Source organism: Streptomyces sp. NPDC032940 (assembly GCF_040636935.1).
In the GTDB taxonomy this organism is placed as follows: domain Bacteria; phylum Actinomycetota; class Actinomycetes; order Streptomycetales; family Streptomycetaceae; genus Streptomyces.
In genome coordinates, this window is sequence record NZ_JBEZVJ010000008.1 from 1 (window position 1) to 25,978 (window position 25,978).

Annotated in this window: 18 protein-coding genes; 4 read left to right on the top strand and 14 right to left on the bottom strand. The window is 73.7% G+C overall.

The genetic code is table 11. The features are described 5' to 3' along the window. The first annotated feature begins 415 nt into the window (after window positions 1–415). Window positions 416–865 carry a PTS glucose transporter subunit IIA gene (locus tag AB0E77_RS13145; RefSeq protein ID WP_361569334.1) on the top strand — a complete coding sequence of 150 codons (450 nt, stop codon included), beginning with the start codon at window positions 416–418 and terminating at the stop codon, window positions 863–865. Window positions 866–942: 77 nt separating this feature from the next. Beyond that, complete coding sequence (ptsP, locus tag AB0E77_RS13150) at window positions 943–2,613, top strand: phosphoenolpyruvate--protein phosphotransferase (protein WP_361569336.1); 1,671 nt, start codon at window positions 943–945, stop codon at window positions 2,611–2,613. Between the two features lie 69 nt (window positions 2,614–2,682). On the opposite strand, the gene AB0E77_RS13155 is transcribed toward ptsP, so the two are convergent. Next, window positions 2,683–3,654 carry a hypothetical protein gene (locus AB0E77_RS13155; protein ID WP_361569338.1) on the bottom strand — a complete coding sequence of 324 codons (972 nt, stop codon included), beginning with the start codon at window positions 3,652–3,654 and terminating at the stop codon, window positions 2,683–2,685. A 121-nt stretch (window positions 3,655–3,775) separates the two neighbouring features. Continuing rightward, the gene (locus AB0E77_RS13160) at window positions 3,776–5,743 is read right to left on the bottom strand and encodes an acetoacetate--CoA ligase (protein WP_361569339.1); all 1,968 of its coding nucleotides are present in this window, start codon (window positions 5,741–5,743) and stop codon (window positions 3,776–3,778) included. Window positions 5,744–5,956: 213 nt separating this feature from the next. On the opposite strand from AB0E77_RS13160, the gene AB0E77_RS13165 reads away from it, so the two are divergent. Continuing rightward, the gene (locus tag AB0E77_RS13165) at window positions 5,957–8,338 is read left to right on the top strand and encodes a glycoside hydrolase family 31 protein (protein ID WP_361569341.1); all 2,382 of its coding nucleotides are present in this window, start codon (window positions 5,957–5,959) and stop codon (window positions 8,336–8,338) included. Here the strand turns inward: AB0E77_RS13165 and AB0E77_RS13170 are convergent. From AB0E77_RS13170 to AB0E77_RS13195, 6 genes are read right to left on the bottom strand one after another with little or no spacing between them, the layout of a single operon-like run. Then, window positions 8,329–8,865, bottom strand: a complete 537-nt coding sequence (locus AB0E77_RS13170) for an NUDIX domain-containing protein (RefSeq protein WP_361569343.1) — start codon at window positions 8,863–8,865, stop codon at window positions 8,329–8,331. The genes AB0E77_RS13165 and AB0E77_RS13170 overlap by 10 nt on opposite strands. A 47-nt stretch (window positions 8,866–8,912) precedes the next feature. Further along, window positions 8,913–9,722: a M15 family metallopeptidase gene (locus tag AB0E77_RS13175; protein ID WP_361569345.1), complete on the bottom strand. Its 810-nt coding sequence runs from the start codon at window positions 9,720–9,722 to the stop codon at window positions 8,913–8,915. 55 nt (window positions 9,723–9,777) lie between these two features. Then, complete coding sequence (locus tag AB0E77_RS13180) at window positions 9,778–10,386, bottom strand: ATP/GTP-binding protein (RefSeq protein ID WP_361569346.1); 609 nt, start codon at window positions 10,384–10,386, stop codon at window positions 9,778–9,780. A gap of 57 nt (window positions 10,387–10,443) precedes the next feature. Then, window positions 10,444–10,839 (bottom strand): DUF742 domain-containing protein, encoded by a 396-nt coding sequence (locus AB0E77_RS13185; RefSeq protein WP_361569347.1) that lies wholly within the window; start codon window positions 10,837–10,839, stop codon window positions 10,444–10,446. A gap of 10 nt (window positions 10,840–10,849) precedes the next feature. Then, window positions 10,850–11,284, bottom strand: a complete 435-nt coding sequence (locus AB0E77_RS13190) for a roadblock/LC7 domain-containing protein (RefSeq protein WP_361569349.1) — start codon at window positions 11,282–11,284, stop codon at window positions 10,850–10,852. Then, window positions 11,281–14,298: a nitrate- and nitrite sensing domain-containing protein gene (locus AB0E77_RS13195; protein WP_361569351.1), complete on the bottom strand. Its 3,018-nt coding sequence runs from the start codon at window positions 14,296–14,298 to the stop codon at window positions 11,281–11,283. The genes AB0E77_RS13190 and AB0E77_RS13195 overlap by 4 nt, the downstream gene beginning before the upstream one ends. A 422-nt stretch (window positions 14,299–14,720) precedes the next feature. Here AB0E77_RS13195 and AB0E77_RS13200 point away from each other — a divergent pair, with 422 nt between their 5' ends. Continuing rightward, window positions 14,721–15,275, top strand: a complete 555-nt coding sequence (locus AB0E77_RS13200; RefSeq protein WP_361569353.1) for a hypothetical protein — start codon at window positions 14,721–14,723, stop codon at window positions 15,273–15,275. A 76-nt stretch (window positions 15,276–15,351) separates the two neighbouring features. On the opposite strand, the gene AB0E77_RS13205 is transcribed toward AB0E77_RS13200, so the two are convergent. The 6 genes from AB0E77_RS13205 to AB0E77_RS13230 all read right to left on the bottom strand — a co-directional run bounded on the left by AB0E77_RS13205 (window position 15,352) and on the right by AB0E77_RS13230 (window position 25,836). After that, complete coding sequence (locus tag AB0E77_RS13205) at window positions 15,352–20,022, bottom strand: hypothetical protein (RefSeq protein ID WP_361569355.1); 4,671 nt, start codon at window positions 20,020–20,022, stop codon at window positions 15,352–15,354. A 75-nt stretch (window positions 20,023–20,097) separates the two neighbouring features. After that, on the bottom strand, window positions 20,098–20,979 hold the full coding sequence (locus AB0E77_RS13210) for a hypothetical protein (protein WP_361569357.1): 882 nt from the start codon (window positions 20,977–20,979) through the stop codon (window positions 20,098–20,100). A gap of 289 nt (window positions 20,980–21,268) precedes the next feature. Continuing rightward, the gene (locus tag AB0E77_RS13215) at window positions 21,269–22,795 is read right to left on the bottom strand and encodes a hypothetical protein (protein WP_361569359.1); all 1,527 of its coding nucleotides are present in this window, start codon (window positions 22,793–22,795) and stop codon (window positions 21,269–21,271) included. 92 nt (window positions 22,796–22,887) lie between these two features. Next, window positions 22,888–23,595: a GntR family transcriptional regulator gene (locus AB0E77_RS13220; protein ID WP_361569361.1), complete on the bottom strand. Its 708-nt coding sequence runs from the start codon at window positions 23,593–23,595 to the stop codon at window positions 22,888–22,890. 107 nt (window positions 23,596–23,702) lie between these two features. Beyond that, window positions 23,703–25,121, bottom strand: coding sequence for a HEAT repeat domain-containing protein (locus AB0E77_RS13225; RefSeq protein ID WP_361569363.1), 1,419 nt, complete (start codon window positions 25,119–25,121; stop codon window positions 23,703–23,705). Window positions 25,122–25,443: 322 nt separating this feature from the next. Beyond that, complete coding sequence (locus AB0E77_RS13230; protein WP_361569364.1) at window positions 25,444–25,836, bottom strand: ankyrin repeat domain-containing protein; 393 nt, start codon at window positions 25,834–25,836, stop codon at window positions 25,444–25,446. Window positions 25,837–25,978: the final 142 nt, after the last annotated feature.

A 25,978-nucleotide genomic window follows, 5' to 3' on the forward strand; every position in this document is an offset into this window, starting at 1 on the left:
GGCGTTGACTTTTGGCACGCTGTTGAGTTCTCAAGGAACGGACGCTTCCTTTGTACTCACCCTCTCGGGCTTTCCTCCGGGCGCTTCCCTTCGGTGTTTCCAACACTATCAGGCTTTTCCGGTCCCTCTGACCACCGTCCTGCGGGCACGCAGAAGGCGATCCGAAGATAGGATCTGAAGAGTTGGGTGCCTGCCCGGCGAGCACGCCAGCGTGGCGCCGCTCAACCTCAAGCAGGAGTCACGACTGTACACGGGCCTGAGGAACGGGTGCAAATCGCTGGGGAGTGTGGTCTAGACCTCTATTCGGAACACTCGTGCGGAACCGGTACTTCCTATGACATACGCTGCTGCTCAGTGTGCCGTCCGGGACAGGCAGTGACGGCTCGTACAGATCTCCATCACTGGGAGGCTTCCCATGACCACCGTCTCGTCCCCGCTTGCAGGACGCGCCATCGGACTGGCAGCAGTGCCGGATCCGGTCTTCTCCGGGGCCATGGTCGGCCCGGGTACCGCCATCGACCCCGTTCGGGAGCCTTCCGAGGCCGTCGCTCCCGTGGACGGGGTCATCGTCTCTCTGCACCCGCACGCGTTCGTCGTGGTCGACGAGAGTGGTCACGGTGTGCTGACCCACCTCGGCATCGACACCGTGCAGCTGAACGGTGAGGGCTTCGAGCTGCTGGTGAACAAGGGCGACACCGTTACGCGCGGACAGGCTGTGGTGCGCTGGGACCCGGCGGCCGTGGAGGCCGCGGGCAAGTCGCCGGTCTGCCCGGTCGTGGCCCTCGAGGCGACGGCCGAGGCGCTCGCCGATCTCCGTGAGGACGGCGAAGTGAAGGCCGGCGAGAGCCTCTTCCTCTGGAAGTGACCGCAACGCCGTCCTAGGACGGCTGGTAGGACAACCACCGCGGCGGCGGGACCCGCCGCATTATCGGGACGGGTGAGATGGAGACAACGCTGCGAGGCGTCGGTGTGAGCCACGGTGTGGCGATCGGCGAGGTTCGGCACATGGGGACGGCCGTGCTCGAGCCGCCTGCCAAGCAGATCCCGGCACAGGACGCGGAGCGCGAGCAGGGGCGGGCCCGCAAGGCTGTCGAGGCTGTGGCGGCCGACCTGATGGCGCGCGGCAATCTGGCGGGGGGCGAGGCCCAGGCGGTGCTCGAGGCGCAGGCCATGATGGCCCAGGATCCCGAGCTGATGGCGGACGTGGAGCGGCGGATCGCCGTCGGCAGCACCGCCGAGCGGGCGGTGTACGACGCGTTCGCCGCGTATCGCGCCCTGCTGGCCGGTGCCGGTGAGTATCTGGCAGGCCGGGTCGCGGACCTCGACGACGTGCGGAACCGTATCGTCGCCCGTCTGCTCGGGGTGCCGATGCCGGGTGTGCCCGACAGCGACGAGCCGTACGTGCTGATCGCGCGTGACCTGGCGCCCGCCGACACGGCGCTGCTCGACCCGACGCTGGTGCTCGGATTCGTCACCGAGGAGGGCGGGCCGACGAGCCACAGCGCGATTCTGGCGCGGGCGCTGGGTGTGCCGGCCGTGGTGGCGCTGCCGGGGGCCGGTGAGCTTCCCGAGGGCACGGTGATCGCGGTGGACGGCAGCACCGGCGAGATCTTCGTGAACCCGAGCGCCGAGAAGAAGGCGCAGATGGAGGCGGAGGCCGCCGAGCGCAAGGCCGCGCTGGCCGCCTCGACCGGTCCCGGCGCGACCTCCGACGGTCACAAGGTGCCGCTGCTGGCCAATGTCGGTGGTCCCGCCGATGTGCCGGCCGCGGTGGAGGCCGGTGCGGAGGGCGTCGGTCTGTTCCGTACCGAGTTCCTCTTCCTCGACGACAGCAAGAACGCGCCGTCGGAGGAGAAGCAGATCGCCGCCTATCGGCAGGTGCTGGAGGCGTTCCCCGAGGGCCGGGTCGTCGTGCGGGTGCTGGACGCGGGCGCGGACAAGCCGCTGGACTTCCTCACCCCGGCCGACGAGCCGAATCCCGCGCTGGGTGTGCGGGGTCTGCGGACACTGCTCGACCACCCGGAGGTGCTGCGTACGCAGCTGACGGCGCTGGCGAAGGCGGCGGAGGGGCTGCCGGTCTACCTCGAGGTCATGGCCCCGATGGTCGCGGACCGTGCGGACGCCAAGGCGTTTGCGGACGCGTGCCGGGAGGCCGGGCTGCGGGCGAAGTTCGGTGCGATGGTGGAGATCCCGTCCGCCGCGCTGCGGGCGCGTTCGATCCTGCAGGAGGTCGAGTTCCTGTCGCTGGGGACGAACGACCTCGCGCAGTACACGTTCGCCGCCGACCGTCAGGTGGGCGCGGTGTCGCGGCTGCAGGATCCGTGGCAGCCCGCGCTGCTCGACCTGGTCGCGCTGGCCGCCGAGGCGGCGAGGGCCGAGGGCAAGAGCTGCGGCGTCTGCGGTGAGGCCGCGTCGGATCCGCTGCTGGCGTGTGTCCTGACGGGTCTGGGCGTCACCTCTCTCTCGATGGGCGCGGCGTCGCTGCCCTATGTGCGGGCGACGCTGGCGAAGTTCACGCTGGCGCAGTGCGAGCGGGCCGCGGCGGCCGCTCGCGCGGCGGAGAGCGCCGAGGAGGCGCGCAACGCGGCTCAGGCGGTGCTGTCCGGCGAGTAGGGCGCGGGGGCGACCGTCGCCGTCGCTGAGTGAGGGGCGCTCCGCCTTCGGGTGGGGCGCCCCTCGCGTTCAGTGGCGGTGGCCCGGTGCGCCGCTGTCGTCTCCGAGGTCGGGCGGCGCGCAGTAGTCGACGTTGGACTCCGGGGCGATGAGGTCGCCGGACTCGACGTCGGTGCAGTAGGCGTCGAAGACCTCGGCGGCGGTGAGCGGGGCGAGGCCGTATCCGCGCAGGCGCCAGCCGTAGATGTGGTCGGGGCTGCCGGGGTCGAAGACCTCGGCGGCGGTGAGCGGGGCGAGGCCGTATCCGCGCAGGCGCCAGCCGTAGATGTGGTCGGGGCTGCCGGGGGCGCTGGTCCGCATGACGAGGCCGCCGGGGGTGTGGGTGGCGAGGCCGAGGGCCAGGACGGCGGTGAATTCGAGGGCGTCGGCCTCGTCCAGCTCGGTGCCGCCTTCGGTGTCGTCGTCGGCGTGGAGGACGGAGGTGAGGGCCTCCGGAGTGGTGGAGATGCTGCAGACCAGGTGGCGGTGGCCCGCCGGGGCTGTTTCCACGATGCGGGTCAGCAGGCGCGAGGCGCGGGTGAACGCCGCGCGGCCGAGGTCTTCGCCGCAGGTGGCGCAGGTGCCGAGGCGGGACAGAAGGGTGGCCGCGTACTCCCAGGTGGCCTGGCGGACGGCTTCGTCGACGAGGGTGGGGACGAGGTCGGCGAGGGGCTGTCCGTCGTAGGGGACGGTGGGGCCGTGGGCGGCGATCTCGGCGGTGTACCGGGTGCGGGTGGCGGCCAGGTCGGGGTCGAGGCCGGTCTTCGAGCAGAACTCGGCGTAGTCCTCGGGATCGAAGAGGGCGACCGTGGTGTGGGTGCCCTGGGAGGCTCGTGTCCTGAGCAGGGCTTCCACCTGCCGGAGGTAGGCGGCGTGGTCGTCGAAGGTGAAGGTGCGGTAGCGCCGCATGGCGCGGAAGTCGTGCTCGTCGGTGAGCAGGCCGATGGTGCCGGCGATTTCGCGGCGCAGGACGCGTCGCATCGTCTGGTCGGTGTGCGCCATGTCTTCCCCCTGTGCGCAGTCGATCAATGCTCACTCACCGTAACCGGCGGCACTGACAACGGGGCCGGGGGGAGGCGGGCCGGCCGCCCTCGCACGGGCGGCCGGCTTGTGGAGTACCTGGTCAGGCGCGTTTGCGGGCGAGGTCCTCGTAGAAGTGGAGGAGGTCGAGGTCGTCGATGGAGCCGGGATTCACGGCCTTTTCCAGCGGGGTGCCCTGGAGGAGTCGCTTGACGGGGACCTCGATGCGTTTGCCGGTGAGGGTGTGCGGGACTCCCGGCACCTCGATGATCTCGTCGGGGACGTGACGCGGGGAGAGCTGTTCGCGGATGGTCTGCTTGATCCGCGTCCGCAGGGCGTCGTCGAGGGTCGCGCCGGGGACGAGGTGCACGAAGAGGGGCATCCAGTAGCCGCCGTCGGGCTGCTCGACGCCGATGACGAGGGACTCCCTGATCTCGGGGAGGCGTTCGACGGCCTCGTAGATGTCGGCCGAGCCCATGCGGACGCCCTGCCGGTTGAGGGTGGAGTCGGAGCGGCCGTGGATGACGACGGAGCCGCGTGAGGTGAGGGTGATCCAGTCGCCGTGGCGCCAGACGCCGGGATAGGTGTCGAAGTAGCTGTCGTGGTAGCGGCTGCCGTCGGGGTCGTTCCAGAAGCGGACCGGCATCGAGGGCATGGGGTTGGTGACGACGAGTTCGCCGACCTCGTCGGTGAGGGGTTCGCCGTTCGGGTCCCAGGACTGGAGGTCGGTGCCGAGACCGGGGGCCTGGAGCTCGCCGATGTACACGGGGAGGGTGGGGACGGCGCCGGCGAAGCAGGAGCACACGTCGGTGCCGCCGCTGACGGAGGCGATCCACAGGTCCTCGCGGACCTCGTCGTGCAGCCAGCGGAAGCCGTCGGGCGGGAGCGGGGAGCCGGTGGTGGCGACGCACTGGACGCGGGAGAGGTCCAGGTCGCGGCCCGGGTGGACGTCAGCCTTGCGGCAGGCCATGACGTAGGCGGCGGAGGTGCCGAAGAGGGTGGCGCCGGTGCGTTCGGCGATGCGCCACTGGGCGTCCGTGGCGGGGAAGCCGGGGCTGCCGTCGTAGAGGACGATCGTGGTGCCGGTGAGCAGGCCGGAGACGAGGAAGTTCCACATCATCCAGCCGGTCGAGGTGTACCAGAAGAAGCGGTCCTCGGGGCCGAGGTCGCAGTGCAGGCCGAGCTGCTTGAGGTGCTCGACGAGGATGCCGCCCTGGGACTGGACGATGGCCTTGGGCAGGCCGGTGGTGCCGGAGGAGTAGAGCACCCACAGGGGGTGGTCGAAGGGGACCTGTTCGAAGACGGGCTCCGTGTCCGCGGCCGTGAGCGCGTCCCAGGCGAGGGCGCCCTCGGGGGTGTCGCTGCCCAGGAGCGGGATGTGAACGACGGCGCGCAGGGTGGGCAGTTCGCGCCGGAGTTCGGCGACGGTGGCGCGGCGGTCGTGTTCCTTGCCGCCGTAGCGGTAGCCGTCGACAGTGAACAGGACGACCGGTTCGACCTGCTGGAAGCGGTCCAGAACGCTGCGGGCGCCGAAGTCGGGGGCGCAGGAGGTCCAGACGGCGCCGACGGCGGCGGTGGCGAGGAGGGCGGTGACGGCCTGCGGGATGTTCGGGAGGTAGCCGCTGACGCGGTCGCCGGGGCGGACGCCGAGGGCGCGCAGTTCGGCGGCGAGGGAGCCGACCTGGCGGCGCAGTTCCGACCAGGTGACGGGGCTCGTCTCGTGGGTCTCGTCGACGTACAGGAGAGCCGGTTCGTCGGCGCGGGTGGCGGCGGCGCGCAGGGCGTGTTCGGCGTAGTTCAGGGTGGCACCGGGGAACCACTGGGCGCCCGGCATCGAGCGGTCGCCCAGTACGCGCGCGTAGGGGGTCGAGAAGCGGACGTCGAACCATTCCGTGACGGCTTTCCAGAAGGTCTCCGGCTCGTCGACGGACCAGCGGTGCAGGGCGGCGTATCCGCCGTCGGCGGGGGCTCCGTGGTGTTCGGCTGCCCAGGTCTGGAACCTGGTGATCCGTGCCTGGGCGATGCGCTGCGGATCTGGCTGCCAGAGCGGCTGGGGGTTCGTGGTCGACATGGGGCGGCTCCCGGACTGTGCGCGTCGTGTGCGTCCTCCGCGCACGGGCTGGGGTGTGCGCGTGACGCGGCTGACACGGACGATGCCATGTGATCGACTTCCGCACCAGGGTGCGCCCCACATAGTCGGTGTCGTGAAGATGTGGTCCTGTCACGGGTGAACGGCAGTTGAACGCGGCCCCCTCGCCGGTCGGTGGGTGGCAGGGTGAGCGGCATGGACGGTCGTGACCTGGTGCGTTCGATGAAGGCGTTCGGTTCTGCGGGACCGGCGCGGGGGTTGCGTACCGTTCGGGCGGCGTGGCGCAGGCGGCGTGCGGATGCCGTGGGGCTGCCGCCGCGTGGGGCGGAGCGGGCGCGGGTGCCGGGGGCGATACGGGAGGTGGAGCCGGGGCCGGGGGGCGGTGTGATCCGGTTCGCCCGTTCGGAGCTGCGGATCCTCGTCGCGGTGAACGGGGCGGTGTTCTGGGGCTGGGACGGGGCTGTGCCGCAGCCGTCGTACGCGTTGGCGGGCCCGTGTCCGGAGCCGGATCCGCGGGCGGTGCTGGAGCCGGACAAGGACGGTGGCCGGCGGGTGGTGGCCGAGCGGGTGACGGTGGCGGTGTCGCGGCACGGCGCGGTGGAGGTGCGCACTCCGGGGGGTGTGGTCCTGCGGCGTGAGCTGCCTCCGCGGTGGTGGGAGCCGGTGGGCGGCGGTTCCGCGCGCTGGACGCAGCGGTCGGAGGTGGCGGCGGACGCCCGGTTCTTCGGGCTGGGCGGGCGGGCCTCGGGGCCCCGGCTGAGCGACGGCGCGTACCGGCTGTGGAACACGGGTCCGGGTGCGGCGGGCCGCGCCGCGGGTGACGCCCCGGCGTCCGTGACGATGCCGGTGCAGCTGGTGGTGGCTGACGCGGGGACGCACCTGGTGTTCCACGACAACACGTGGGACGGCTCGGTGACCTTGCGGGAGGGCGAGGAGGGTGCGGGGTCGGGGCACGACCGGCCGGGCAGGAGTGTGCTGCGGATGGACGGGGGGCCGCTGCGGTGCTGGGTCATGGTGGGGACCCCCGCGCGCGTGCTGCTCGCGTGGGTCTCGCTGACCGGTGCTCCGGCGCTGCCTCCCGCATGGGCCCTCGGTCACCATCTGGGGCGGCACGGGTCCGGCGACGAGCAGGAGCTGCGGCGGGTCGTCGCCGGCCACCAGGAGCGTGGTCTGCCGGTGGACGCCGTGCATCTGGGCGTCGGCCACCTGGACGCCCACCGGGGGTTCACCGTCGACGAGGAGCGGTTCCCGAAGCTGCCGGTGCTCGCCGAGGAGTTGCGGCGGGAGGGGGTCCGGCTGGTGTCGGTCGTCGAGCCAGGGGTGCCCGCGGTGGCGGGGCATGCCGGGTACGACGGAGGAGTGGACGCGGACGCGTTCGTGCGGGGCGCGGGCGGGCCGGTGGTGCGCGGTGTGGGCCGGCCCGGGGAGGTGGTGTTCCCGGACTTCACGGACGCGCGTGTGCGGGCGTGGTGGGGCGGGCTCTGTGCGGAGCGGCTGGAGCGGGGGTTCTCCGGGTTCTGGCACGACCGGGACGAGCCGGTGTCGGCCGCCGCGTTCGGTGAGGCGACGCTGCCCCGTTCGGCGCGGCACCGGCTGGAGGGGCGCGGTGGTGACCACCGGGAGGCGCACAACGTGTACGCGCTGTGCATGGCCCGGGCGGGGTTCGAGGCGCTGCGCGAGCTGGTGCCGGAGGAACGGCCGTTCGTGCTGTCGCGCTCGGGGTGGGCGGGGATGCAGCGGTACGGCGGTGTCTGGAGCGGGGGGCAGGCGTCCGGCTGGCCGGGGCTGCGGGCGTCGCTGGCGGTCGTGCTGGGGCTGGGGCTGTGCGGGGTGCCGTACTCGGGGCCGGACGTGGGCGGGTCCGAGGGGTGTCCGTCGCCGGAGCTGTTTCTGCGGTGGTGGCAGCTGGCCGCGTATCTGCCGCTCTTCCGTACGCCCGGGGGTGCGCCGGCGGGTTGCCCGGAGCCGTGGGCGTCCGGTGCGGAGGTGCTGGAGCACGCGCGCGAGGCGCTGCTGGAACGGCGGCGGCTGTCACCGTACTTCGTGACGCTGGCGCATCTGGCCCGGCGTACGGGCGCGCCGTTCGTGCGGCCGCTGTGGTGGTCGGCGCCGGAGGAACGGGCGCTGCGGGACTGTGAGGACGCGTTTCTGCTGGGCGACTGTCTGCTGGTGGCGCCGGTGCTGGAGCCCGGCGTGGACGTGCGGGCGGTGCGGCTGCCGCGGGGGCGCTGGTACGACACGGCGACGGAGCGGGCGTACGAGGGGCCGGGGCAGGTGCTCGTCGAGGCTCCGCCGGGCCGGATCCCGGTGTTCGCGCGCGCGGGGGCGGTGGTGCCGGTGCGCGGGGAGGACGGCGAGGTGGAGCTGGAGGTGTGGGCGCCCGCCCGGGGCGGGGCCGGGGGCGGGCTGGTGGTGCCGGACGGGGGCGACGGCTGGGAGGAACCGGAGACCGAGCGGTATGCCGTGCGCCGGGAGGGCAGGCGGGTGGTCGTGGCACGCGAGGGCGTGGACGGCGTGGGTGCGCCGTCCCGCCCGGTGCGCGTCCGCGGGCTGGCCGGGGGCTCGGCTCAGATGTAGCGGCCTTCGAAGAAGGCCTGCACGGCGCGGGTGTGGAGGGGGAAGGCGAGCTCCTCGGCCCGGCGCAGGAGGTGCCAGCCCTCCGTCTCGTCGGTGGCAGCGGACGGCGGGAGGTGCTCGGCGGGCCGCTCCGGGAGGAGTCCGAAGAGCAGCAGGTGGCCGTCGGGCGAGCTCATGGCGTCGGCGAGCCGTACGTCGCGGCCGGCCGCGTCGATGCCGGTCTCCTCCTTGAGTTCACGGACGACGGCCTGCCGCCAGTCCTCCCGGTCGTCGATGTAGCCGCCCGGCAGGGCGACTCCCCCGCGCGCGGGGGACACGGTGCGGGTGATGACGACCAGGGCGGTGCCCTTGGTGTCGTACACGGGCTGGAGGGCGACCGCTACCGGCAGCGGGTTGCGGTAGGCCGTGGTGCCGCACGCCGGGCAGGTGCGGGGCCAGCCGGAGACGCCCTCTCCGTAGGGCGTTCCGCAGCGCGAACAGTGGGAGTCCGGCGCGGAGTTGGGAACGGAGGTTTCAGTTTCGGACACGCGGCGGACTGTATCCGATCACGGGAGGGACGGCTCCGGCGGGCGGCTCAGTGGCGGCCGGACAGAGACTTCGCGGAGACGGGGAAGTCGAAGTAGGTGTCCGGGTAGGGCTCGGGCTTGTAGGTGAAGTGCCACCACTCCTCGGGGAGGTTGACGAGGCCGGCGTCCTCCAGGGTGGTCTTCAGCAGCATCCGGTTGGCGTGCTGGGCGCCCTGGACTCGGGGGTCGAGGGTGTGCGAGAGGGTGTCGAAGCAGTCGAAGCCGGTGCCCATGTCGACGGAGTTGTCGGGGAAGCGCTGGTCCTGGGGCGCGAAGCAGGGCACCAGTGGCTGTCCGGGGTGGTAGGGGCGGGTGGGCTTCGCGGGGAGCTTCACGATCGTGAGGTCCATGGTCGAGCCGCGGCTGTGGCCGGACTTCTCCGCGATGTAGCCGTCGTCGAACAGGCGGGTCTTGTCGACGTTCGGGTAGAACTCGGCCTTCATCCGCTGGTCGTCGAGGTCCTCGGCCCACCGGACGAAGTGGTCGACGGCGCGCTGCGGCCGGTAGCAGTCGTACACCTTGAGTGAGTAGCCCTGGCGCAGCAGCCGGGTCTGGGCCCGGTGGAGGGCCTGGGCCGCGGGGCGGGTGAGGATGCACAGGGGCCGGCGGTAGCCGTCGATGCGTTCGCCGACGAAGTTGTGCGGGGTGGCGTAGCGCATCTCCTGGATGATCGTGGGGTCGACGCTTCTCAGGGCCACGAAGTCCTCGGGCGCCCTGGGCCCGGGTCCGGCCTGGGCGGGGGCGGGGGCGGTGGTCAGGGCGAGCAGGGCGACGGTGGCGCCGACCAGTCCGCGCACGGCGGTGGAGAGTCGTGTCATGTCCCCTGCATCTATCAGGCGCGTGTCCGGTGAGGGAAGTGGTGCGGGTGCGCGTTCAGGTGGTGACGGGCCGGCGCCGGTCCGCCGCCGCCTGGGCCATCGCGTGCTGGACGACGCCGACGAGGACCTCCTTGACCGACTCCTTGTCCCGGGCGTCACACATCACCAGCGGCACGTCGGCGTCGAGATCGAGGGCCTGACGGACGGTCTCGGCCGGGTAGCGGGCCGAGCCCTCGAAGCAGTTGACGCCGACGAGGAAGGGGATGGAGCGCCGCTCGAAGTAGTCGATCGCGGCGAAGCAGTCCTCCAGGCGGCGCGTGTCGGCGAGGACCACGGCCCCGAGGGCACCCTCGGACAGCTCGTCCCACATGAACCAGAACCGCTCCTGGCCGGGGGTGCCGAACAGGTACAGGACCAGGTCCTCGCGCAGCGTGATCCGACCGAAGTCCATCGCCACGGTGGTGGTGTGCTTGCCCTCCACACCGGTGACGTCGTCGACGGGGCGGCCGGCCTCGGTGAGCAGTTCCTCGGTGCGCAGCGGTCTGATCTCGCTGACCGCGCCGACGAGGGTGGTCTTGCCCACGCCGAAGCCGCCGGCCACGAGGATCTTGAGCGTGACGGGCTCGACCGGCGGCTTGCCGCCCTGAGAACGCCCGAAGATCATCGATCTCTTCTCCTTACCGTGCCCGCGGGGCCGCTCCGGCGTCCCCGCAGGACCGTTTCACAGTGCGCGCAGGCCGTTGATCACGTCGCGCAGAATGTTCTCGTCCGGCAGTTCGGCCGGGGGCACCGGCCGGTTCACGTGCACGAGTTCGGCGTCGACGAGGTCACCGACCAGGACGCGCACGACGCCGACGGGCAGGTCGAGTTCGGCGGCGAGCTCGGCGACCGACTGCGGGGTGTCCCGGCACAGGCCGACGATGTCCACGTGTTCCGGGGCGAGCGTGACGTCCGCCTCCGGGTCGTCCGCATGGGGTTCCGGGACCACCACCGCGATGAGGTCGAGGCGGTGCTGGGCCGTGCTGCTGGTGCGGCCGCGCGTCATGGCGTACGGACGGACGACGGGACCGGCCTCGTCGTCGAACCAGTGGTGTGTTCCCTGACCGTCTTGACTCATGTCATCCCACTTACCCGCCCGACGGCAGATCGGTGCGCGGGGCGGTGCCCAGATGCACGCCGACCCGCTTGACGAGGAGGGTCATCTCGTAGGCGACCTGGCCGACGTCGGAGTCGGCGTCCGAGAGCACGGCGAGACAGCTGCCGTCGCCGGCGGCCGTGACGAACAGGAAGGCGTCGTCGAGTTCGACGACCGTCTGCCGGACGCTGCCCGCCTCGAAGTGGCGGCCCACGCCCTTGGCCAGGCTGTGGAAACCGGAGGCCACGGCCGCCAGGTGTTCGCTGTCCTCCCTGGTCAGGTCCTTGGATGCGCCGGTCGCCAGACCGTCGCCGGACAGGACGACGGCCTTGCGGATGCTCGCGACGCGGTCCACCAGGTCGTCGAGGAGCCAGTTGAGGTCCCCGGACGTGGTCTCGTTCTGGCCGGTCGCCTTCGGTGCGGTCATCGACCGTCCCCCTTAGTCGTTCGGTGTGGTGCCTGTGGTGCCTGTGACGCTTGTGGCGTCTGTGGTCGTGGGCCGCCTGAGGTGCCGTCGGCCGAGGCGTTCTCCTTGCGGCCGCGCTGCCAGCCGCGCTGGAGCGAGGCCATGCGGCTGCGCACCTCCTCGGCGTCCCGGTCGGCCGGATCGGAAGGGACCTCGGCGGGGCGTTCGGCGTCGCGCTTGAGCTGGGGAGCCAGGCTGGCCTGCCGCACGCGCCGGGGCAGGGCGCCGCCGCCGTAGCCGCCGGGCACGGGATCGGACGGCGGGGAGCCTAGGGGCGTGGTGTCCCGCGGCGCCGGTTCGCGCGGGTCGGTCGGTGACGATTCGGCGGGGTGGGTGCGGTTCGGGAGGGCGGACGGCTCGGACGGCTCGCCGGGGGTGTGGTCCCGAGCCGGTCCGCCTTCGGCCGCGGGCACGCCGTGCGGGCGGGGTGTCGCGCGGCGGCGGGACGGGAGGGACGGCAGCGGGTCGTCCTCCCGGCGGGCGGCGTCACGGCCGGCGTCGTGGCCGGCGGCGGGGTGCGGGACCGGGCCGTCCCCGCGGCGGCGGGACGGCAGCGCGGGTGTCTCGTCGCGTTCCGCCCGCCGGTCCGCCGGGCTCCCGGCGCCGGGACCCGGCATGCCGTCCGCACCGTCGCGGGCGTCGCGCTCGGGGACGGGGCGTCCGTGCGAGCTGACCAGCTTGGGCGTCCGGCGACGCGGCAGCGGGACGGGGGCGTTCGGGTCGTCCTCGGCACCGGGCCGGTCCCTGCCGGAGGGCGCATCGCCGGCTGCCGGGAGACGTTCCGGTCCCTCGGTGTCCTGGCGTCGCCGGTCGCCCAGGCCGACCACCGGACCGTCCTGTGCCGCGGCGAGCGGGCGCCGCGCACGGAAGATGCCGCCACGCTCGCTGTCCTCGTCGCCGAGCCCGCCGGGAAGGTCGTCGAGGGTGTCCAGGTCGACGGGCGCCTCCAGTTCGACCGGTCCGTCCAGCAGCGGGGCCGGCCGGCCCGGGAGCCGGACGGGAACATGGGCGAGGGCGGAACGGCGGCTCTCCTCCTTCTCCTTGGCGCGCTGCGGCCGGTCGAGGCGGAATCCGACGCCGTTGGTGTCGGGCGCGTCGTCGGTGAGCAGCGCGTCGGGGACGAAGACGACGGCGGTGGTGCCACCGTACGGGGAGGGCTGGAGCGAGACCCGGACGTTCTGCCGCTGGGCGAGCCGGCTGACGACGAACAGGCCGAGCCGGTCGGTGTCGGACAGCTCGAACTCGGGTGTCTCGGCGAGCCGGAGGTTGGCGTCGAGGAGCGCCTCGGCCGCCATGCCGAGGCCGCGGTCGTGGATCTCCAGGGTGAAGCCGTTGGCGACCCGTTCGCCGAGGACCTGCACGGCGGTGTGCGGCGGCGAGAACACCGTGGCGTTCTCCAGGAGCTCGGCCACGAGGTGGGTGAGGTCGGCGACGGCCGGTCCGGTGACGGCGATGCGGGGCAGCCTGCGGACCTCGATGCGCTCGTAGTCCTCGACCTCGGCGACCGCGGCGCGTACGACGTCCATGAGCTGGACAGGCTTGCGCCACTGCCGGGAGGGGGCGGCGCCCGAGAGGATGACCAGGCCCTCGGCGTGCCGGCGCATGCGGGTGGTCAGGTGGTCCAGGCGGAACAGGTCGGCGAGTTCCTCGGTGTCCTCGGTGCGGCGCTCCATGGTGTCGAGCAGGGTGAGCTGCTTGTGCAGCAGCACCTGGCTGCGGCGGGCGAGGTTGACGAACACCTCGGAGACTCCGGCGCGCAGCTCGGCCTGCTTGACGGCGGCCTCCACGGCGGCACGCTGGAGCGTGTTCAGGGCCTGTCCGACCTCGCCGATCTCGTTCCGGTCGTACTCCAGGCGCGGCACCTCGGTCTCGACGTCGACCTGTTCGCCCGCCGAGAGGCGGCGCATCACGCTGGGCAGGCGGACGCCGGACGCCTCGTGGGCCTCCAGGCGCAGCTGCCGGAGATCGCGGATGAGGGCGCGGCCGACGCGGACGGACAGGAAGAGGGAGAACAGCACGGCGATCAGGCCGAGTGCGCCGGCGACGACCGCCTTGGTGATGACGTTCATCGCGACCGGGCGGACCCGGTCCTGGTAGCGGTCGGCGGCCTGGTCGCCGAGCTCCGCGAGGACGCTGCCGGCGGCGGCGTCCCAGCTCTTGGCGGTCACGCCGTGGGGCAGGCCGTCCTCGGTGGAGACGGCCGCCTCCTCGGCGACGCGCAGGGGGGCGGAGGATGCGTTCTTCCAGAAGCGTTCGTAGCGGCCGCGTTCCGTGGCGGGCAGCAGCGGGAGGTTGCTCTCGTAGAGCACGGTGCGCTGCGCCACGAGGTCGGAGACGTCCCGTGTCTCGCTGCGGGTGAGTCTGCCGGTGACCAGGGCGGAGCCGAGCAGGGCGTCCTCGCGGGAGAGCAGTTCGCGCGCGCGGGAGACGTTGACGAGTGCGCGGTACTGCTTGTCCAGGCCGACGTCGTCGACGACGTGGAGGTTGGCGAGCAGTGCGTGGCAGGGGTCGACCAGGCGGTTGTAGAGGACGAGGGCCTGTGCGCGGTCGACGGTGCCGTCCTCGACGCTGCGGCGCAGGGAGCCGATGCCGTCGAAGGCGTCCAGGACCGCGGTCAGCCGATCCTGCTCGGCGGCGCCGAGCGCGTCGCGCACGTCGGCGTTCTCGGCGTTGCGGCGGATCTCGGCGACGGCCTCGTCGGTGGCGGTGCGGCTGCGGTGCAGTGCGGTCAGACCGTCGGAGGCGCGTGGGTCGGCGAGATGGACCAGGGTCTGGCGGCGTTCCTGCTGGAGAACGCGGACGGTGTCCTCGACGGGGTAGCCGACCTGTTCGACGAGGGTCGACACCGTGAACAGCCGGCCCGCCTCACGTCCCGTCAGCACCGTGGCGAAGGCCCAGATCGCGGTCAGGGACACCAGCGGCACGAGAAGCAGCGCCACGATCTTCCGGCGGATGGACTTCCCGCGAAAGCGCATGGCCTCCCCCAGCTGGACCCCCACCGGCAGGGGGTACACATGTGCGTCAACAAACGGCGCGAGCCTACTACTGACGCGCAGGTAACTCGAAGACCCGACCGGAGGCCGAACTTCCGCACCGGCGGCCGGGGATGGTCAGTTGTCCCCTCATTGCGGGAGATTGCCTCCCGGGTTCGGACGGACGGTGTGGCAGGGCGCCCCGGCGATGTGGCGGGCGGATTGGCCGAAATTTTTCGGCTGCGGGGGATTTCCGGGAATCTTGACGGGCCGTGACTCGTCCTTCTCCACGGGAGATGGAGGCGGAATCGGCCACAGGAGCCGCATCCCGCCCCCGGGCGGCGTAAAGCGAGGCAAGCCGGGCAGCCAGAGGGGAGCCGGGTCTTCGGACACGGGCGAGCGGTCTGCAGGCGGTGGGGAGTGACATGGTGATGGGCACGGCGGAGCGGCGCAGGGCGCCGAGGGACGCCGGGGCGAGCGGACCCGCGGCGGGTTCGGGCTCCGAGGCGCCGGATCGCGACATTCCGGTGCCCGGACGCGCCGTCGCGGCACCGGAGCGGGAGGGGCCACGGGAAGAACCTCAGCCGGCCCGCCGTCCGTTGTGGACGGACGAGCCGGCACGGCGGCGCCGGCTGCCGGATCCGGTGCGTACGGCAGCGGTGCGTGCGGTGCTCGTCGTCGCCGTGACGCTGATCATGGCGATGGTGGCCTTTCTGTGCACGATGGCCGGATCCTGGCTGGCGTTCCCGATGGTGATCGGCAGCGTGGCCGGCACGGTGGTGGCCACGTGGGGCGTGCTCGACGTGTGGGTGACGCGTCAGGTGTGGAACCAGCGGCACGGGGTGGTGTCGCTGCCGAGCAGCACCGCGCGGGCCATGCGGCGTGAGCGGCGCCGGGCACGGCGGCAGGCGCGGGCCGCCGAGCGCGCCCGGGGACGGATACGCCGGCGCGGCGGCGCGGGGCAGCTGTCGCATCCCTGATCGTCCCGGGCGTCCCGGACGTTCGGGGCGGGCACCCCGTCGGTGGTGCCCGCCCGGACAGCGCTGCTGAGCCGCTCTAGGCCGGTGACCGGTCTGGGGCGGGCCGCCGGTACATGCGGGTCGCCGTGATCTCGCTGTGCACCGCTTCCCCCTCACCGGCGGGGGCCTGCTGGGGCAACCCGGGCCGCAGGTGCTCCTCCACGCTGATGTACTTCAGCCCGGCCCGCAGGTCGGCGTCGTTCCGCAGCCGGATGACCAGCGGGAACTCGGCCAGCGCGGTCGTGTCGAACAGGCCGGTGGTGTACAGGAGCTGCACGCCGAGCGCGTCGGACACGGCCCGCTGCAGCTCCAGCAGATACGTCGCGTTGGCACGGCCGATGGGGTTGTCGAGGAACAGGGTGCCGGCGTGCCGGTGCCGGTCGCGTCCCCGGTCGTTGCTGCGCAGCGCGGCCATCGTGCAGTACAGGGCGATGGCCGCGGTGAGCAGCTGGCCGCCGGAGAAGACGTCGCCCATCTGTCCGACGGGGACGCGTTCGGCGCGCAGCACGGCGTCGGGCTTGAGGATCTCGACGGCGACGCCCTTGGGGTGGAGGGCGGCGGCGACGCCGCGCAGCAGCAGGGACATGCCGTCGCGGCGCAGGTCGGAGTTCTTCCTCACGGCCGCCCGGGTCGCCTCGTCGACGACCTCGCCGAGCCGCTCGGTGAGGGTGGCCTGGTCGGGCTCCTCGAAGCGGATGCGCAGGAACTCCTGCCCGGACCACTCGCCGAGGCCCTCCGGCAGCCGGGAGAGCCGCTGGGCGGAGCGGAGCGTGGCGAGGGCCGACTCGACCAGGCCGCGCAGCCGGTCCACGATCGAGTCGCGGTTGCGCTCCAGCTGGGCCAGCTCGTCGGTGAGGACCCGCAGCCGCGGCGCGAAGGCCTCCGCCCACTTGGCGGCGTGCTCGGGCAGCGCGGCGGCGGGCAGCTCGCGGATCTGCTGCCGTGCCGGGGTGCGGACCTGCTCGTAGCGCGTGGAGTTGGCGTGCCGGACGAGGACGTCGCTCGCCTCGCGGACGGCTGCCTCGGCGGCGGACAGGTCTGCGGCGCAGCCGCGCAGCGACCGGCGGGCCTCGGCGGCGGACTGCCGGGCCTCGTCCAGGCTTCCGGGGTACGGCTCCGGAGTCTCCTGTTCCTCCTCGGACGCGGGGTCGCGCAGCAGGTCGCGGAGCATCGCGGCGATCTCGTCGAAGCCGCCGGCCGCGTCCTCGGCGGCGCGGTGCGCGTCGAGCAGTTCGGCGTGGGCGTCGCGGGCCTGGGTCAACGCCTCGGTGCGGGAGGTGAGTTCGGCGGTGGCCGTGCGCAGCAGGGTCTGGGCGTGCTCGGCGTCGGCCGGGACCAGGTCCTCGGGGAGTTCGGTGTGGGCGTCGCCGTCCTCGGGCGCGTGCCGCTCCGCCTCGCCGCGCAGCCGGCCGAGCTGCTCGCTCGCGGTCGACATACGGGTCTCCAGGAGCTGCACCAGCTCCTCGGCGCGGGCGGCGGCAGCCTGCCGGGAGGGGCCGTCGGAGCCGTCGGGCGACTCGAGGAGCTGGGCGGCCCGGGTACGGACCTTGTTGCTGAGCCGGTCCAGCTCCGCTCGGGCCGCGCTCTCGTCGCTCTCCGCACGGGCCTGCTCGGCGCGCAGGTCGGCGCCGACGCCGACCTTCTCGTACACCTGGGAAGCAGCGCGGTAGGCCTCGCGGAGGTCCGGCAGGGACGCCTTCGGCGCCTGCGTGCCGTCCCCGGCAGCGGAACCGGACTCGGGTACGTCGTCGGGGGCGCCCGCGATCTCGGAGCGCTCGGCACGCAGCGCGCGGGCGGTGCGCCGGGCGTCGTCGGCGGCGCGCTGGGCGGCACGGCGGTCCTCGTCGGCGGCGCGGGCCCGCTCCAGGCAGACCTGGGCGCGGGCGTCGGCCTCGGCGCCTTCGTCGGCGAGCTCCCGCAGCCTGGCCTGCCAGCCGGCGCGTTCACGCAGCCGGAAGGCGAGTCCGGCGAGGGCGTCGGCGGCGCGGCGGGCCTTCTGCGCGGCCTCCTGCCGCTCGTCGCGCATACGGACGGCCTCGGAGGCGCTCTCCTCGGCCTCGGCCCGCACGGTGCGCGCCTCGGTCAGCTCGGCCTCGGTCTCCTCGGCGAAGGCACGCGCCTCCTCGGCGGCCCGGGCCAGTTCGGCGAGGCGGCCGGCGGGGCAGCCGGTGCGCCAGGAGGCGAGCCGGGCCGCGAGTTCCCGGTCCTTGCCGAGCCGGGCGGCGAGCGCCCGGATCTCCTCGTCGCGCTCGGTCGCCCGTGCCCGCAGGGCCTGCCGTTCCTCGTCGGCGGCGTGCTCGTCGTGCATGGCCGGGTTCGGCGGTACGAGGAAGACGTCCTCGGTGCCGGACCCGGCGGCCGGGGTGGGTGCGAGCAGGGCGGCGGCGGTGCCGACGGCGACCGCGGAGCGCGGCAGCAGGGCGGCGTCGCCGAGGACCTCCCGGGCGCGGGTGTGCGAGTCCGGGTCGGTGATGATCACGCCGTCGACCAGCTCGGGCCGGGCGGCGAGCACGCGCGCGTGGTCGGCGGGGTCGACGGCCTGCGCCAGATAGCGCCAGCCGGGCAGTGCGGGGATGCCGTGCTCGCCGAGGAACTCCACGGTGGCCAGCACGTCCGGGCCGGGCGGCAGCAGTCCGCCGTCGCCGAGGGCGCCGAGGATGCGGGAGTCGTCGGCGGCGGCGGTGCGCAGCTCGAACAGCTGGCGTTCGGCGGCGGAGACCGTGTCGTCGAGCAGCTCGCGCAGTTCGTCGGCGAAGCGGTCGAGGTCCTCGGCGGTCAGGGCACCTTCGGACGCCCTGGGCGCGTCGGCGGGGCGGTCGTCGTCCGCGTCCTGCCGGGGCTGGGGGATTCCGGGACGGGTGCGGGCGGCCAGGCCGAGCAGCTCCGCGAGGCGGTCCTCGGCCGCCAGTGCCTCGGCGGTGCGGCGTTCGGCCTCGTGGGCGCGCTCGGCGGCGGTGGCCGCGTCGGCCGCGCGGGCCGCGGTCAGCTCGGCGCGGGACTCGGCGGCGGCGGCCTCGCGGGCGTGCTCGGTGGCCCGGCGGGCGGCCTCGCGGGCGGTGTCCCAGGCGGCGACCGTCGTCTTCTCGGCGTCGCTGGCCGCGAGGGCGGCGCGGGCGGGGTCGGCGTCGGGGGCGGTGTCGTCGAGCCAGCCGGCGCGGACCGCCTCGGCGGTCTCCTGCTCGACCTCGGACAGGCGCTGCCGCAGGTGTCCGGCCTCGCTGCGGGCGCGCTGGGCCTCGGTGGCGGCGGCGGTGGCGTCCCGATGGGCGGCGTCGCCGACGTCCTGGAGGGCGGCGGAGCGCTCCTCCTCCTCGTTGGCGTGGTGTTCGGCCTTGGAGGCCGCGGCGTGCAGGGCGCGGACGAGGTCGACGGCGGCCTTGGCGCGGGCGGCGAGCGCGGGCGCGGCGTCCCGCTCGGCCTCCTGGATGGCGGCGGAGACGCGGGCGACGCGGTCGGCCGCGGCGCGGTGGCGCAGGACGGCCTCGGCGGCCTGCCAGGCGGAGTGCAGGGTGCGCGCGTCGGCGAGCTCCCGCTTCTGTGCGGCAGCCGACTTCTCGGCGGCCGTCAGGGCCAGCGAGGCGTGCCGGTAGGCGAGTTCGGCGGCGATGAGCGCGCTGCGGTCCCGGGCCGACTCGGCGTGCGTGACGGCGTAGGCGGCGGCGGTGACCCGCTGGGCGAGGTCGGCCGCGCGGGCCCGCTCCCGGGCGCCGCGTGCGGAGAGCCTGCGGGCGAGGGTCCTGGTGCGGCGTTCGGCGCCGGTGTGGATGTCCCGTGCGCGGGTGCGGGCGTCGGCGGCCTCGACGATCCGCCCGAGGAGGTCGACGGACCCGGCGGTGAAGTCGCGTTCGGCGATCAGCTCGGCGCGCCGGCCCAGCTTGTTGCCGAAGCCGCCGACCAGGTCGGCGAGTCCGTCGGTGTCGCGGGTGTCGGTGACGGCGCGCAGCAGCAGGTCGGTGAAGTCGGAGTCCTTCTTCACCGCGAAGAGGCCGGCGGCCTCGCCCTCGTCGGCGTTCATCTCGCGCTGGTAGCGGAAGAGTTCGGGGTCGAGGCCCAGGTCGCCGAGGTGCTCGATCCAGCGGTCGTGGATCTCCTCCCAGTGCACCTCCAGGTGCGGATAGGCCTTTCCTGCCTCCGTGATGGCGTCCCGGAAGCCCTTCATGGTGCGCCGCCGGCCCTGGGCGCCGGAGACGCCCTCGACGGGCGGGCGGACGGCGGTGGCCTCGGCGACCGGCAGGTTGTCCAGCGTGAGCCCGGGGCCGGGCCGGAAGGAGTACCAGGCCTCGGCGAACTTCCGCGGGTCGCTGGAGACCTGACGTCCGCGCCACTCGCTGACCTTGCCGACGACGACGCACTCACCGGTCTGCACGTGCTGCCACTCCAGCGCCACGTGTCCGCAGTCGTCGGCGAGCAGGAACTTGCGGAGCACACCGGAGCTGGCGCCGCCCAGGGTGTTGCGGTGGCCCGGCAGCATCACGGAGAAGATCAGCTTGAGCAGGACGGACTTGCCGCCGCCGTTCTCCAGGAACAGCACGCCCGCGGGCGCGGGGCGGCGTGGCGGGCCGACGGGCTCCTCCTCGAAGAACTCCGCCTGAGCGGGCGCGGGTCGGGGCACGGGCTCGCCGACACCGCGCAGGTCAAGCACGGTGTCGGCGTAGCGCGCACCGGCGGGCCCGATGGAGTAGAGGCGGACCCGGGACAGCTCGTACATGGCGGACTCTCGTAAGTCTTCGTGAAGTCGGGGACGACGGGTTGGCGTGGTGGGGGGCGGTGTCGGGAACGGGCTTCAGGACGAGTGGAACGGCAGCCCGGCGTCGGCCACCAGCTCCAGGTCCTCCGTGTCCTCGGCGGGCAGCAGGGTGGCCGTGCCGTCGGTGACCGGGACGACACCCAGCTCCAGCAGCTCGGCCATCGCGGCGCTGCCCGCCATGTCCCGCACCTGGAGCTGGTAGCGGGCGGTCGTGCGGTAGGTGCCGCCGTTGTCGTCTCCGGTGCGCTGGAGGAAGCCGGACTCGGTGAGGAAGGCGGCTGCCTTGCCGACGATGCCGGTGGTGGAGCCGGGGAGTCTGCGCGCGTCCTTGGTGGCACCGGTGGCGCTGCGCCGGGCCCAGATCCGCCAGGCCGCCTCCAGGCCCGGGGCGTCGGTGACCGGGTCGGTGTTCTCACCCTGCTGCTCGGCCCGCTCCTCCAGCCGGCGGCAGGCCTGGCGGACGAAGGCGTCCACGCCGTTGACCGTGACGCGGCCGATGTAGCCGTCGTCGGCGAGGTCCTCGGGGCGCGGGTAGGCCATGGCGGCCACGGCGAGGTGGGCGAGGCCGTGCAGGAAGCGGTCGCCGGAGTCGGTGGCGGCGCGGCGCGCGTAGTCGCCCATGCGGACCGCGAACACCGAGTCCTCGGCGGCGCTGACGGCCATGCCCGCGCGCGGGGACACCTCCAGGACGACGAGTCCGAGGCCGGCCGCCACGGCGTCGGCGAGCCGCGCGAAGGGCGGGTCCTCGCGGTACCGGCGCAGCAGGTCGGCGTACTCCTGGTCGCGGGCGGGGAGCAGCTTGGGCTGGAGGCCGAAGGCCACGAGCCGCGCCGCGTCGGCGGCGTCGGCGGGCGTGACGGCCGCGGTGGCCGGTGCGGCACCCGCCTCCGGTTCGCTCCGGTCGACGTGCTCGGTCACGGTCGGTACTCCTCGCTGTGCTGGTCGGGGGTGCTGTAATGCGACTTCTCGCTGTGCTGGTCGGAGGTGCTGTGCTGCGACTTCTCGCTGTGCTGGTGGTTCTCGCCGTGCCGGTGGGCGGTGCCGGGCCGGTGCTCTCCGGCGGCCCGCCCGGGGGCTGAGCGCTGTCCGGCACCTCGCCCAGGGACCGAGCCCTCTCCGGCGGCACGCCCACAGACGGAGCGCGACCAGTGGCCCCGCCCAGGGACCGAGCGCGACCGGTGGCCCCAACCGGGGGCTACGGCGTCGTTCACGCGGCCTCCGTCCGGTCGGCCGCCATCCCCGCCGCGTCCAGCAGTGCCGTGCCGACGATGAGGTCGGCGCCGCCGAACTCGGGGTCGTCCAGCTCGGTGCCGTCGTCCACGGCGAACAGCAGCTTGGGCTCGCCCTGCCGGTACGCGGTGCCGACCGGCGGGCTGGCCGCGTGCACCGCCAGCAGCGCGACGAGGTACGGCAGGTCGGGGTCCTGCGCGCGGGCGTCGCTCAGCAGCCCGGACAGGCGGCGGGGGGCGTCGTGCGGAAGGTCGAGCAGCTCCATGGCCGCGGCCAGCTGTTCCTCGCTGAAGCGGCTGTCGTCCGGGGTGGCGATCAGGTCGGGTTCCGGCATCTCGGCGCCGAGGTGCTCCCGCTCGGCCGGCGGGGTCAGCAGGATGTCGACGAGGTCGCCGACCCGCACGGAGACGGGCGTACGCAGACCGGTGCCGTGTGCGAAGAAGGCGTCGGTCACGCGGAGCGCCTGGTCCGCGGGCAGCGGCAGTACGGGGGCTACCAGGTGCCCGTACAGGTCGAGGCCCGAGGTCGTCAGGGGGGTCGCGAAGGCCTGCCGGTCCTGTTCGGCACGGAACAGCGGGCCGGCCTCGAGGAGCCGGGACTGCAACTGGGTGTGGCGGCGGATGCAGTCCTTGACGATGTCGACGAGCTCGGCGGCGCGCCGCTTGTGCTCGGGGTCCTCGGTCTCGTCGCGGGCCTTGCGGATGTTGGTGAGGATCGCGTTCTCGTGCCGGTACCTGTCGGCGACGTGGTCCAGGGCCTCGGCGATCATGTCGGGGACGGCGGTCAGCCAGTCGACCGCGCGGACATTGCGCCGGGTGGCGTCCAGGGCCCTGCGCAGGGTCTCCGAGTACTGCACGGTCCGGTACCGGGCCTGCTCGGCGGCGAGCTGGGCGTCGGCGAGCCTGCCGCGGCTGATCAGCACCTCGAGCTTGACCTCGGCGGCGATCTGGGCGCTGGTGACGTCGGTGTCCAGGGCGCCGACCAGGACGTTGACCGCTTCGTCGGTGGTGCGCAGGTAGACGGTGCCGCCGGGGCCGGGGACCTCCTCGAGGAGCTTGAAGTCGTAGTCCCGCCGCACATAGGTGCCGTCCGGCTCGAAGGTGCCGTACACCGCGCGGAAGCCGCGGTCGACGCTGCCGACGTTGATCAGGTTCTCCAGGACCCAGCGGGCCACGCGCTCGTGCTCGGCGGCCGGCCGTGCCGGCGCCTGGGCGGCGACGCGTGGGAGGAGACGGGCGACTATCTGGTCGTGGTCGGCGCCCGTGTCGAAGTCCATGTTCAGGGTGACGAGGTCGATGGCGGCGAGCGCCACCTCGGACATGCCGTACACCGAGTACTCGCCGGCGAGATTGGCCTTGCGCGCGTCGAGGTCGTGCAGCGGCGCCGTGCAGGCGAGCGCGCGCAGCCGCCGCGCCAGTCCCTCGTCGGCGGCCGGGCCCGGGGCGGGGCGCGGCCCCGCGCTGAGCTGGGGCGGAACACGGTCCGTCGATGCAGGCGAAGTCACGGTGCACAGACTAGGTCCTCGGTCCGACAACGACCCAAACGGCGCAGAACCACCGCCGCCCGCCCCGGTCCGCGACCGGGCTCCGGCGCCGCTCAGGCCGGGGCGGAACCGTCGTCGCCGACCCGCCGCAGATACACGTCCACGACCCGCTCAAGCGAGTCCTCGAGGTAGCCGGCGAGCAGCTCCGCGGCCTCCTCGCGCTTCCCCGCCCGGAGCGCCTCGAGCAGTTCGGCGTTGCGCACGATGTACGGCTCGTGCAGGCGTCGCGGGTCGTCCACGACGTGGAAGGCGAGGCGCAGTTCGGCGAAGACGCTGCGCATCAGCTCGTCCGTGCGCTCGCTGCCGGCGAGGGCGACCAGCTCCCGGTGGAAGTGGATGTTGGCCGTGCCCACGGCTTTCCAGTCGGCGTCGGCGGCCGCACGGCGGCCGTCCTCGACGGCCGAGGCGACCCCCTCGAGCCCGTACGGCGGCTCCCCGAGGCTCCGCACGACGGCGCACTCGACGAGGGCGCGGGTGCGGTAGATGTCCTCGACGTCCTCGACGGTCAGGACCCGGACGAAGACGCCCCGGTTCAGCTCGTGGACCAGCAGGCGTTCATGGGTGAGCAGCCGGAACGCCTCGCGGAGCGTGTTGCGGGAGACGCCGAGGGCACCGCCGATGCTGTCCTCGGACAGGCGCGTGCCCGGCGGGAAGTAGCCGTCCGCGATGCGGCTCCTGAGGATGTCCGAGACCCGCTCCGCGGTGCTGGTCCGCCCCAGGAGGGCGCGGTCGCCGGCCAGCTCCGTCAACTGCTCTGCCATGACCGGAATTCAATCGCAGATGCCGGAACGAAACAACGTGGGTATCGAGGGATCGTTGAACGATCCCTCAGCGACACCCTCGCTGTCGCGCCGGGTCCGCGGCCCGGTCACACGGCCGGTGCGTCCGGATTGAAGCGCCTGCGCACCGCCGTCTGGACCTCGTCCTCCTCGGCCGGATCCGCTGCGAGCCTGCGCAGCCGTTCGACGACGCGGTTGTCGCCGGTCTCGGCATGGCGGGCCGCCAGTTCCCGGGTGGTCTCCTCGCAGTCCCACAGGCACTCGACCGCGAAGCCGGCCGCGAAGGAGGGGTCGGTGGCGGCCAGGGCGCGGGCGGCCCGGCCCCGCAGATGGGAGGAGGCGGTCTCGCGGTAGACGTGGCGCAGCACGGGGGCCGCGCAGGCGATGCCGAGCCGGCCGGCGCCGTCCACGAGGGTCCACAGGGTGGGCGCGTCGGGACCCTCGCCCCGTACGGCCTCCCGCAGCGCGGCGAGGACGAGTTCACTGTCCTGCGCTCCGCCCCGGCAGGCGAGGACGCGCCCGGCGGCGGCGCCGAGGGCGTCCGGCCGGTGCACCCAGCCGCGCGCGCGGTCGACCGCGGCGGGGCCGCGCATCCGCTCGAAGGCGGCGACGGCGGCCTCCACCACGGGTGCCGGGCCGTCGGCCACGGCGCCCTCGATCAGGCCGAGGGCCTCGGGGTCCTCGCAGTCGGCGAGATAGCGCAGGGCCGTGCAGCGGGCACCCTCGGTGCCGGACCGCGCGGCCTCGACGATCTCGGCCCGGTCGTCGGGACCGGCGACCGCGGTGAGGCAGCGCGCGGCGGGGACGTGGAGCGCGGCGCCGCGCTCGACGCCCTGCTCGGCCCAGTCGAACACCGCTCGGACGCTCCAGCCCGGACGCGGCCCGCTCGGGCTCATCTGCCGCTGCCAGCGGTCGAAGCAGCCCGCCTCGTGGGCCGCACGCACGCGCGTGGCGACCGATTCGCGGGGATCCTCCGCCCACAGCCGCCAGGGCCTGGGCTCGAAGGCGTCGCGGACGGCGGCGGCCAGTTCGGCGTCGCCCTCGGGGTCCTGCGGGAAGCGGGCGAGGACCGGGGCGGCGAGGGCCCGAAGACCGGCGTCGTCGTCGCGCAGCGCCAGCTCGTCCAGCGCCCAGGCCCAGTTGACGCCGTGGGCGGCGTACCGGCGCAGCAGCTGGAGCGCGTCGAGCCTGCCGTAGGAGGCGAGGTGGCCGAGGACCGCGAGGGCCAGGCCGGTGCGCGACTCTTCGGAGTCGAGGACGTCCTCGGGGTCGAAGAGGTGGGTCTCGATCGCGTCCAGCTCGCCGTTCAGGTCGAGGTAGAGGCGGGCGTAGTACAGGGAGCGGTTCTCCACCTGCCAGTCGTGGCGGGGATCGCGCAGCACACAGTGGTTCAGCGCGGCGAGCGCTTCGGCGCGCGGGGCGGTGAGCGCGTGCAGCGTGCCGTCGCCGCGACCCCGCTGAAGCAGGCCGAGCAGGGTACCGCTGGGCGCTATGACCGGATCGAACATGGGAAACAGCCTCACATCAAGCGTCGACGCAACCGGGAACCACGCATTACCTGGCCGCGTGACAACACGTCGGAGCGCCCGCCGTCTCTTGCTTGCCGTGACCCATGTTTCTCTGCCTCTCGTCGGTGGCCCATGCGGGCCGCATCACGGCCCGCGCGGTGCGGCAACACCTGCCCAGCCATCGCGTCCGTGAACCACGTCGTCATGATGACCCGGCGGTCACAGCTGCCGCGACCGAAATTTCGGCGGCCTCGTACCGCCTCCCCCGTTTGTAGTGTTTTCCCTGGTCAGCGTGGAGCGCCAGGAGTGGAACGGCGATGGCTCACGCCACCCCGAACAGCTCCAGCAGGTCGGTCCTGGCGAACATCCGCGCCGTGTCGACCGCCGACGGGGTGCCCGCGGACGGGTCCGCGCCGGCCTCGAGGAGCGCCTTGGTCACGGCCGTCTCCCCCTTGAAGGCGGCGCCGGCGAGCGGGGTCTGTCCCCGGTCGTTGACCCGGTCCGCGTCGGCGCCGCGGGCCAGCAGCGCGCGGACCGCGTCGGCGTGGCCGTGGTAGGCGGCGAGCATGACGAGGGAGTCGCCGCGGTCATTGGTGAGGTTGGCCGGAACGCCGGCGTCCACATAGGCCACCAGCTCTTCGGTCCGCCCCTGCCGGGCCAGATCGAAGATCTTGGTCGCCAGCTCCACGACCTCGGGGTCGGGGGCTTCACTCATCGGCCGGACCACCTCTCACTCACGGACGTACGAACGTCGGGGACTGCGTGTGCGCACGGCCGCGAGCGGTGCGGCCGTACGAGTGAATCGCCAGGGTAACGGCTCGCGCCGCACATGAGCGGACGCGCCCGAGGCAAAGATC

What these genes read in the sequence shown, in the direction of transcription:
- AB0E77_RS13145 (WP_361569334.1), top strand. Translation starts at nt 416, where the DNA reads ATGACCACCGTCTCGTCCCCGCTTGCAGGACGCGCCATCGGACTGGCA.
- ptsP (WP_361569336.1), top strand. Translation starts at nt 943, where the DNA reads ATGGAGACAACGCTGCGAGGCGTCGGTGTGAGCCACGGTGTGGCGATC.
- AB0E77_RS13155 (WP_361569338.1), bottom strand. Translation starts at nt 3,654, where the DNA reads ATGGCGCACACCGACCAGACGATGCGACGCGTCCTGCGCCGCGAAATC.
- AB0E77_RS13160 (WP_361569339.1), bottom strand. Translation starts at nt 5,743, where the DNA reads ATGTCGACCACGAACCCCCAGCCGCTCTGGCAGCCAGATCCGCAGCGC.
- AB0E77_RS13165 (WP_361569341.1), top strand. Translation starts at nt 5,957, where the DNA reads ATGGACGGTCGTGACCTGGTGCGTTCGATGAAGGCGTTCGGTTCTGCG.
- AB0E77_RS13175 (WP_361569345.1), bottom strand. Translation starts at nt 9,722, where the DNA reads ATGACACGACTCTCCACCGCCGTGCGCGGACTGGTCGGCGCCACCGTC.
- AB0E77_RS13180 (WP_361569346.1), bottom strand. Translation starts at nt 10,386, where the DNA reads ATGATCTTCGGGCGTTCTCAGGGCGGCAAGCCGCCGGTCGAGCCCGTC.
- AB0E77_RS13185 (WP_361569347.1), bottom strand. Translation starts at nt 10,839, where the DNA reads ATGAGTCAAGACGGTCAGGGAACACACCACTGGTTCGACGACGAGGCC.
- AB0E77_RS13190 (WP_361569349.1), bottom strand. Translation starts at nt 11,284, where the DNA reads ATGACCGCACCGAAGGCGACCGGCCAGAACGAGACCACGTCCGGGGAC.
- AB0E77_RS13195 (WP_361569351.1), bottom strand. Translation starts at nt 14,298, where the DNA reads ATGCGCTTTCGCGGGAAGTCCATCCGCCGGAAGATCGTGGCGCTGCTT.
- AB0E77_RS13200 (WP_361569353.1), top strand. Translation starts at nt 14,721, where the DNA reads ATGGTGATGGGCACGGCGGAGCGGCGCAGGGCGCCGAGGGACGCCGGG.
- AB0E77_RS13205 (WP_361569355.1), bottom strand. Translation starts at nt 20,022, where the DNA reads ATGTACGAGCTGTCCCGGGTCCGCCTCTACTCCATCGGGCCCGCCGGT.
- AB0E77_RS13220 (WP_361569361.1), bottom strand. Translation starts at nt 23,595, where the DNA reads ATGGCAGAGCAGTTGACGGAGCTGGCCGGCGACCGCGCCCTCCTGGGG.
- AB0E77_RS13225 (WP_361569363.1), bottom strand. Translation starts at nt 25,121, where the DNA reads ATGTTCGATCCGGTCATAGCGCCCAGCGGTACCCTGCTCGGCCTGCTT.
- AB0E77_RS13230 (WP_361569364.1), bottom strand. Translation starts at nt 25,836, where the DNA reads ATGAGTGAAGCCCCCGACCCCGAGGTCGTGGAGCTGGCGACCAAGATC.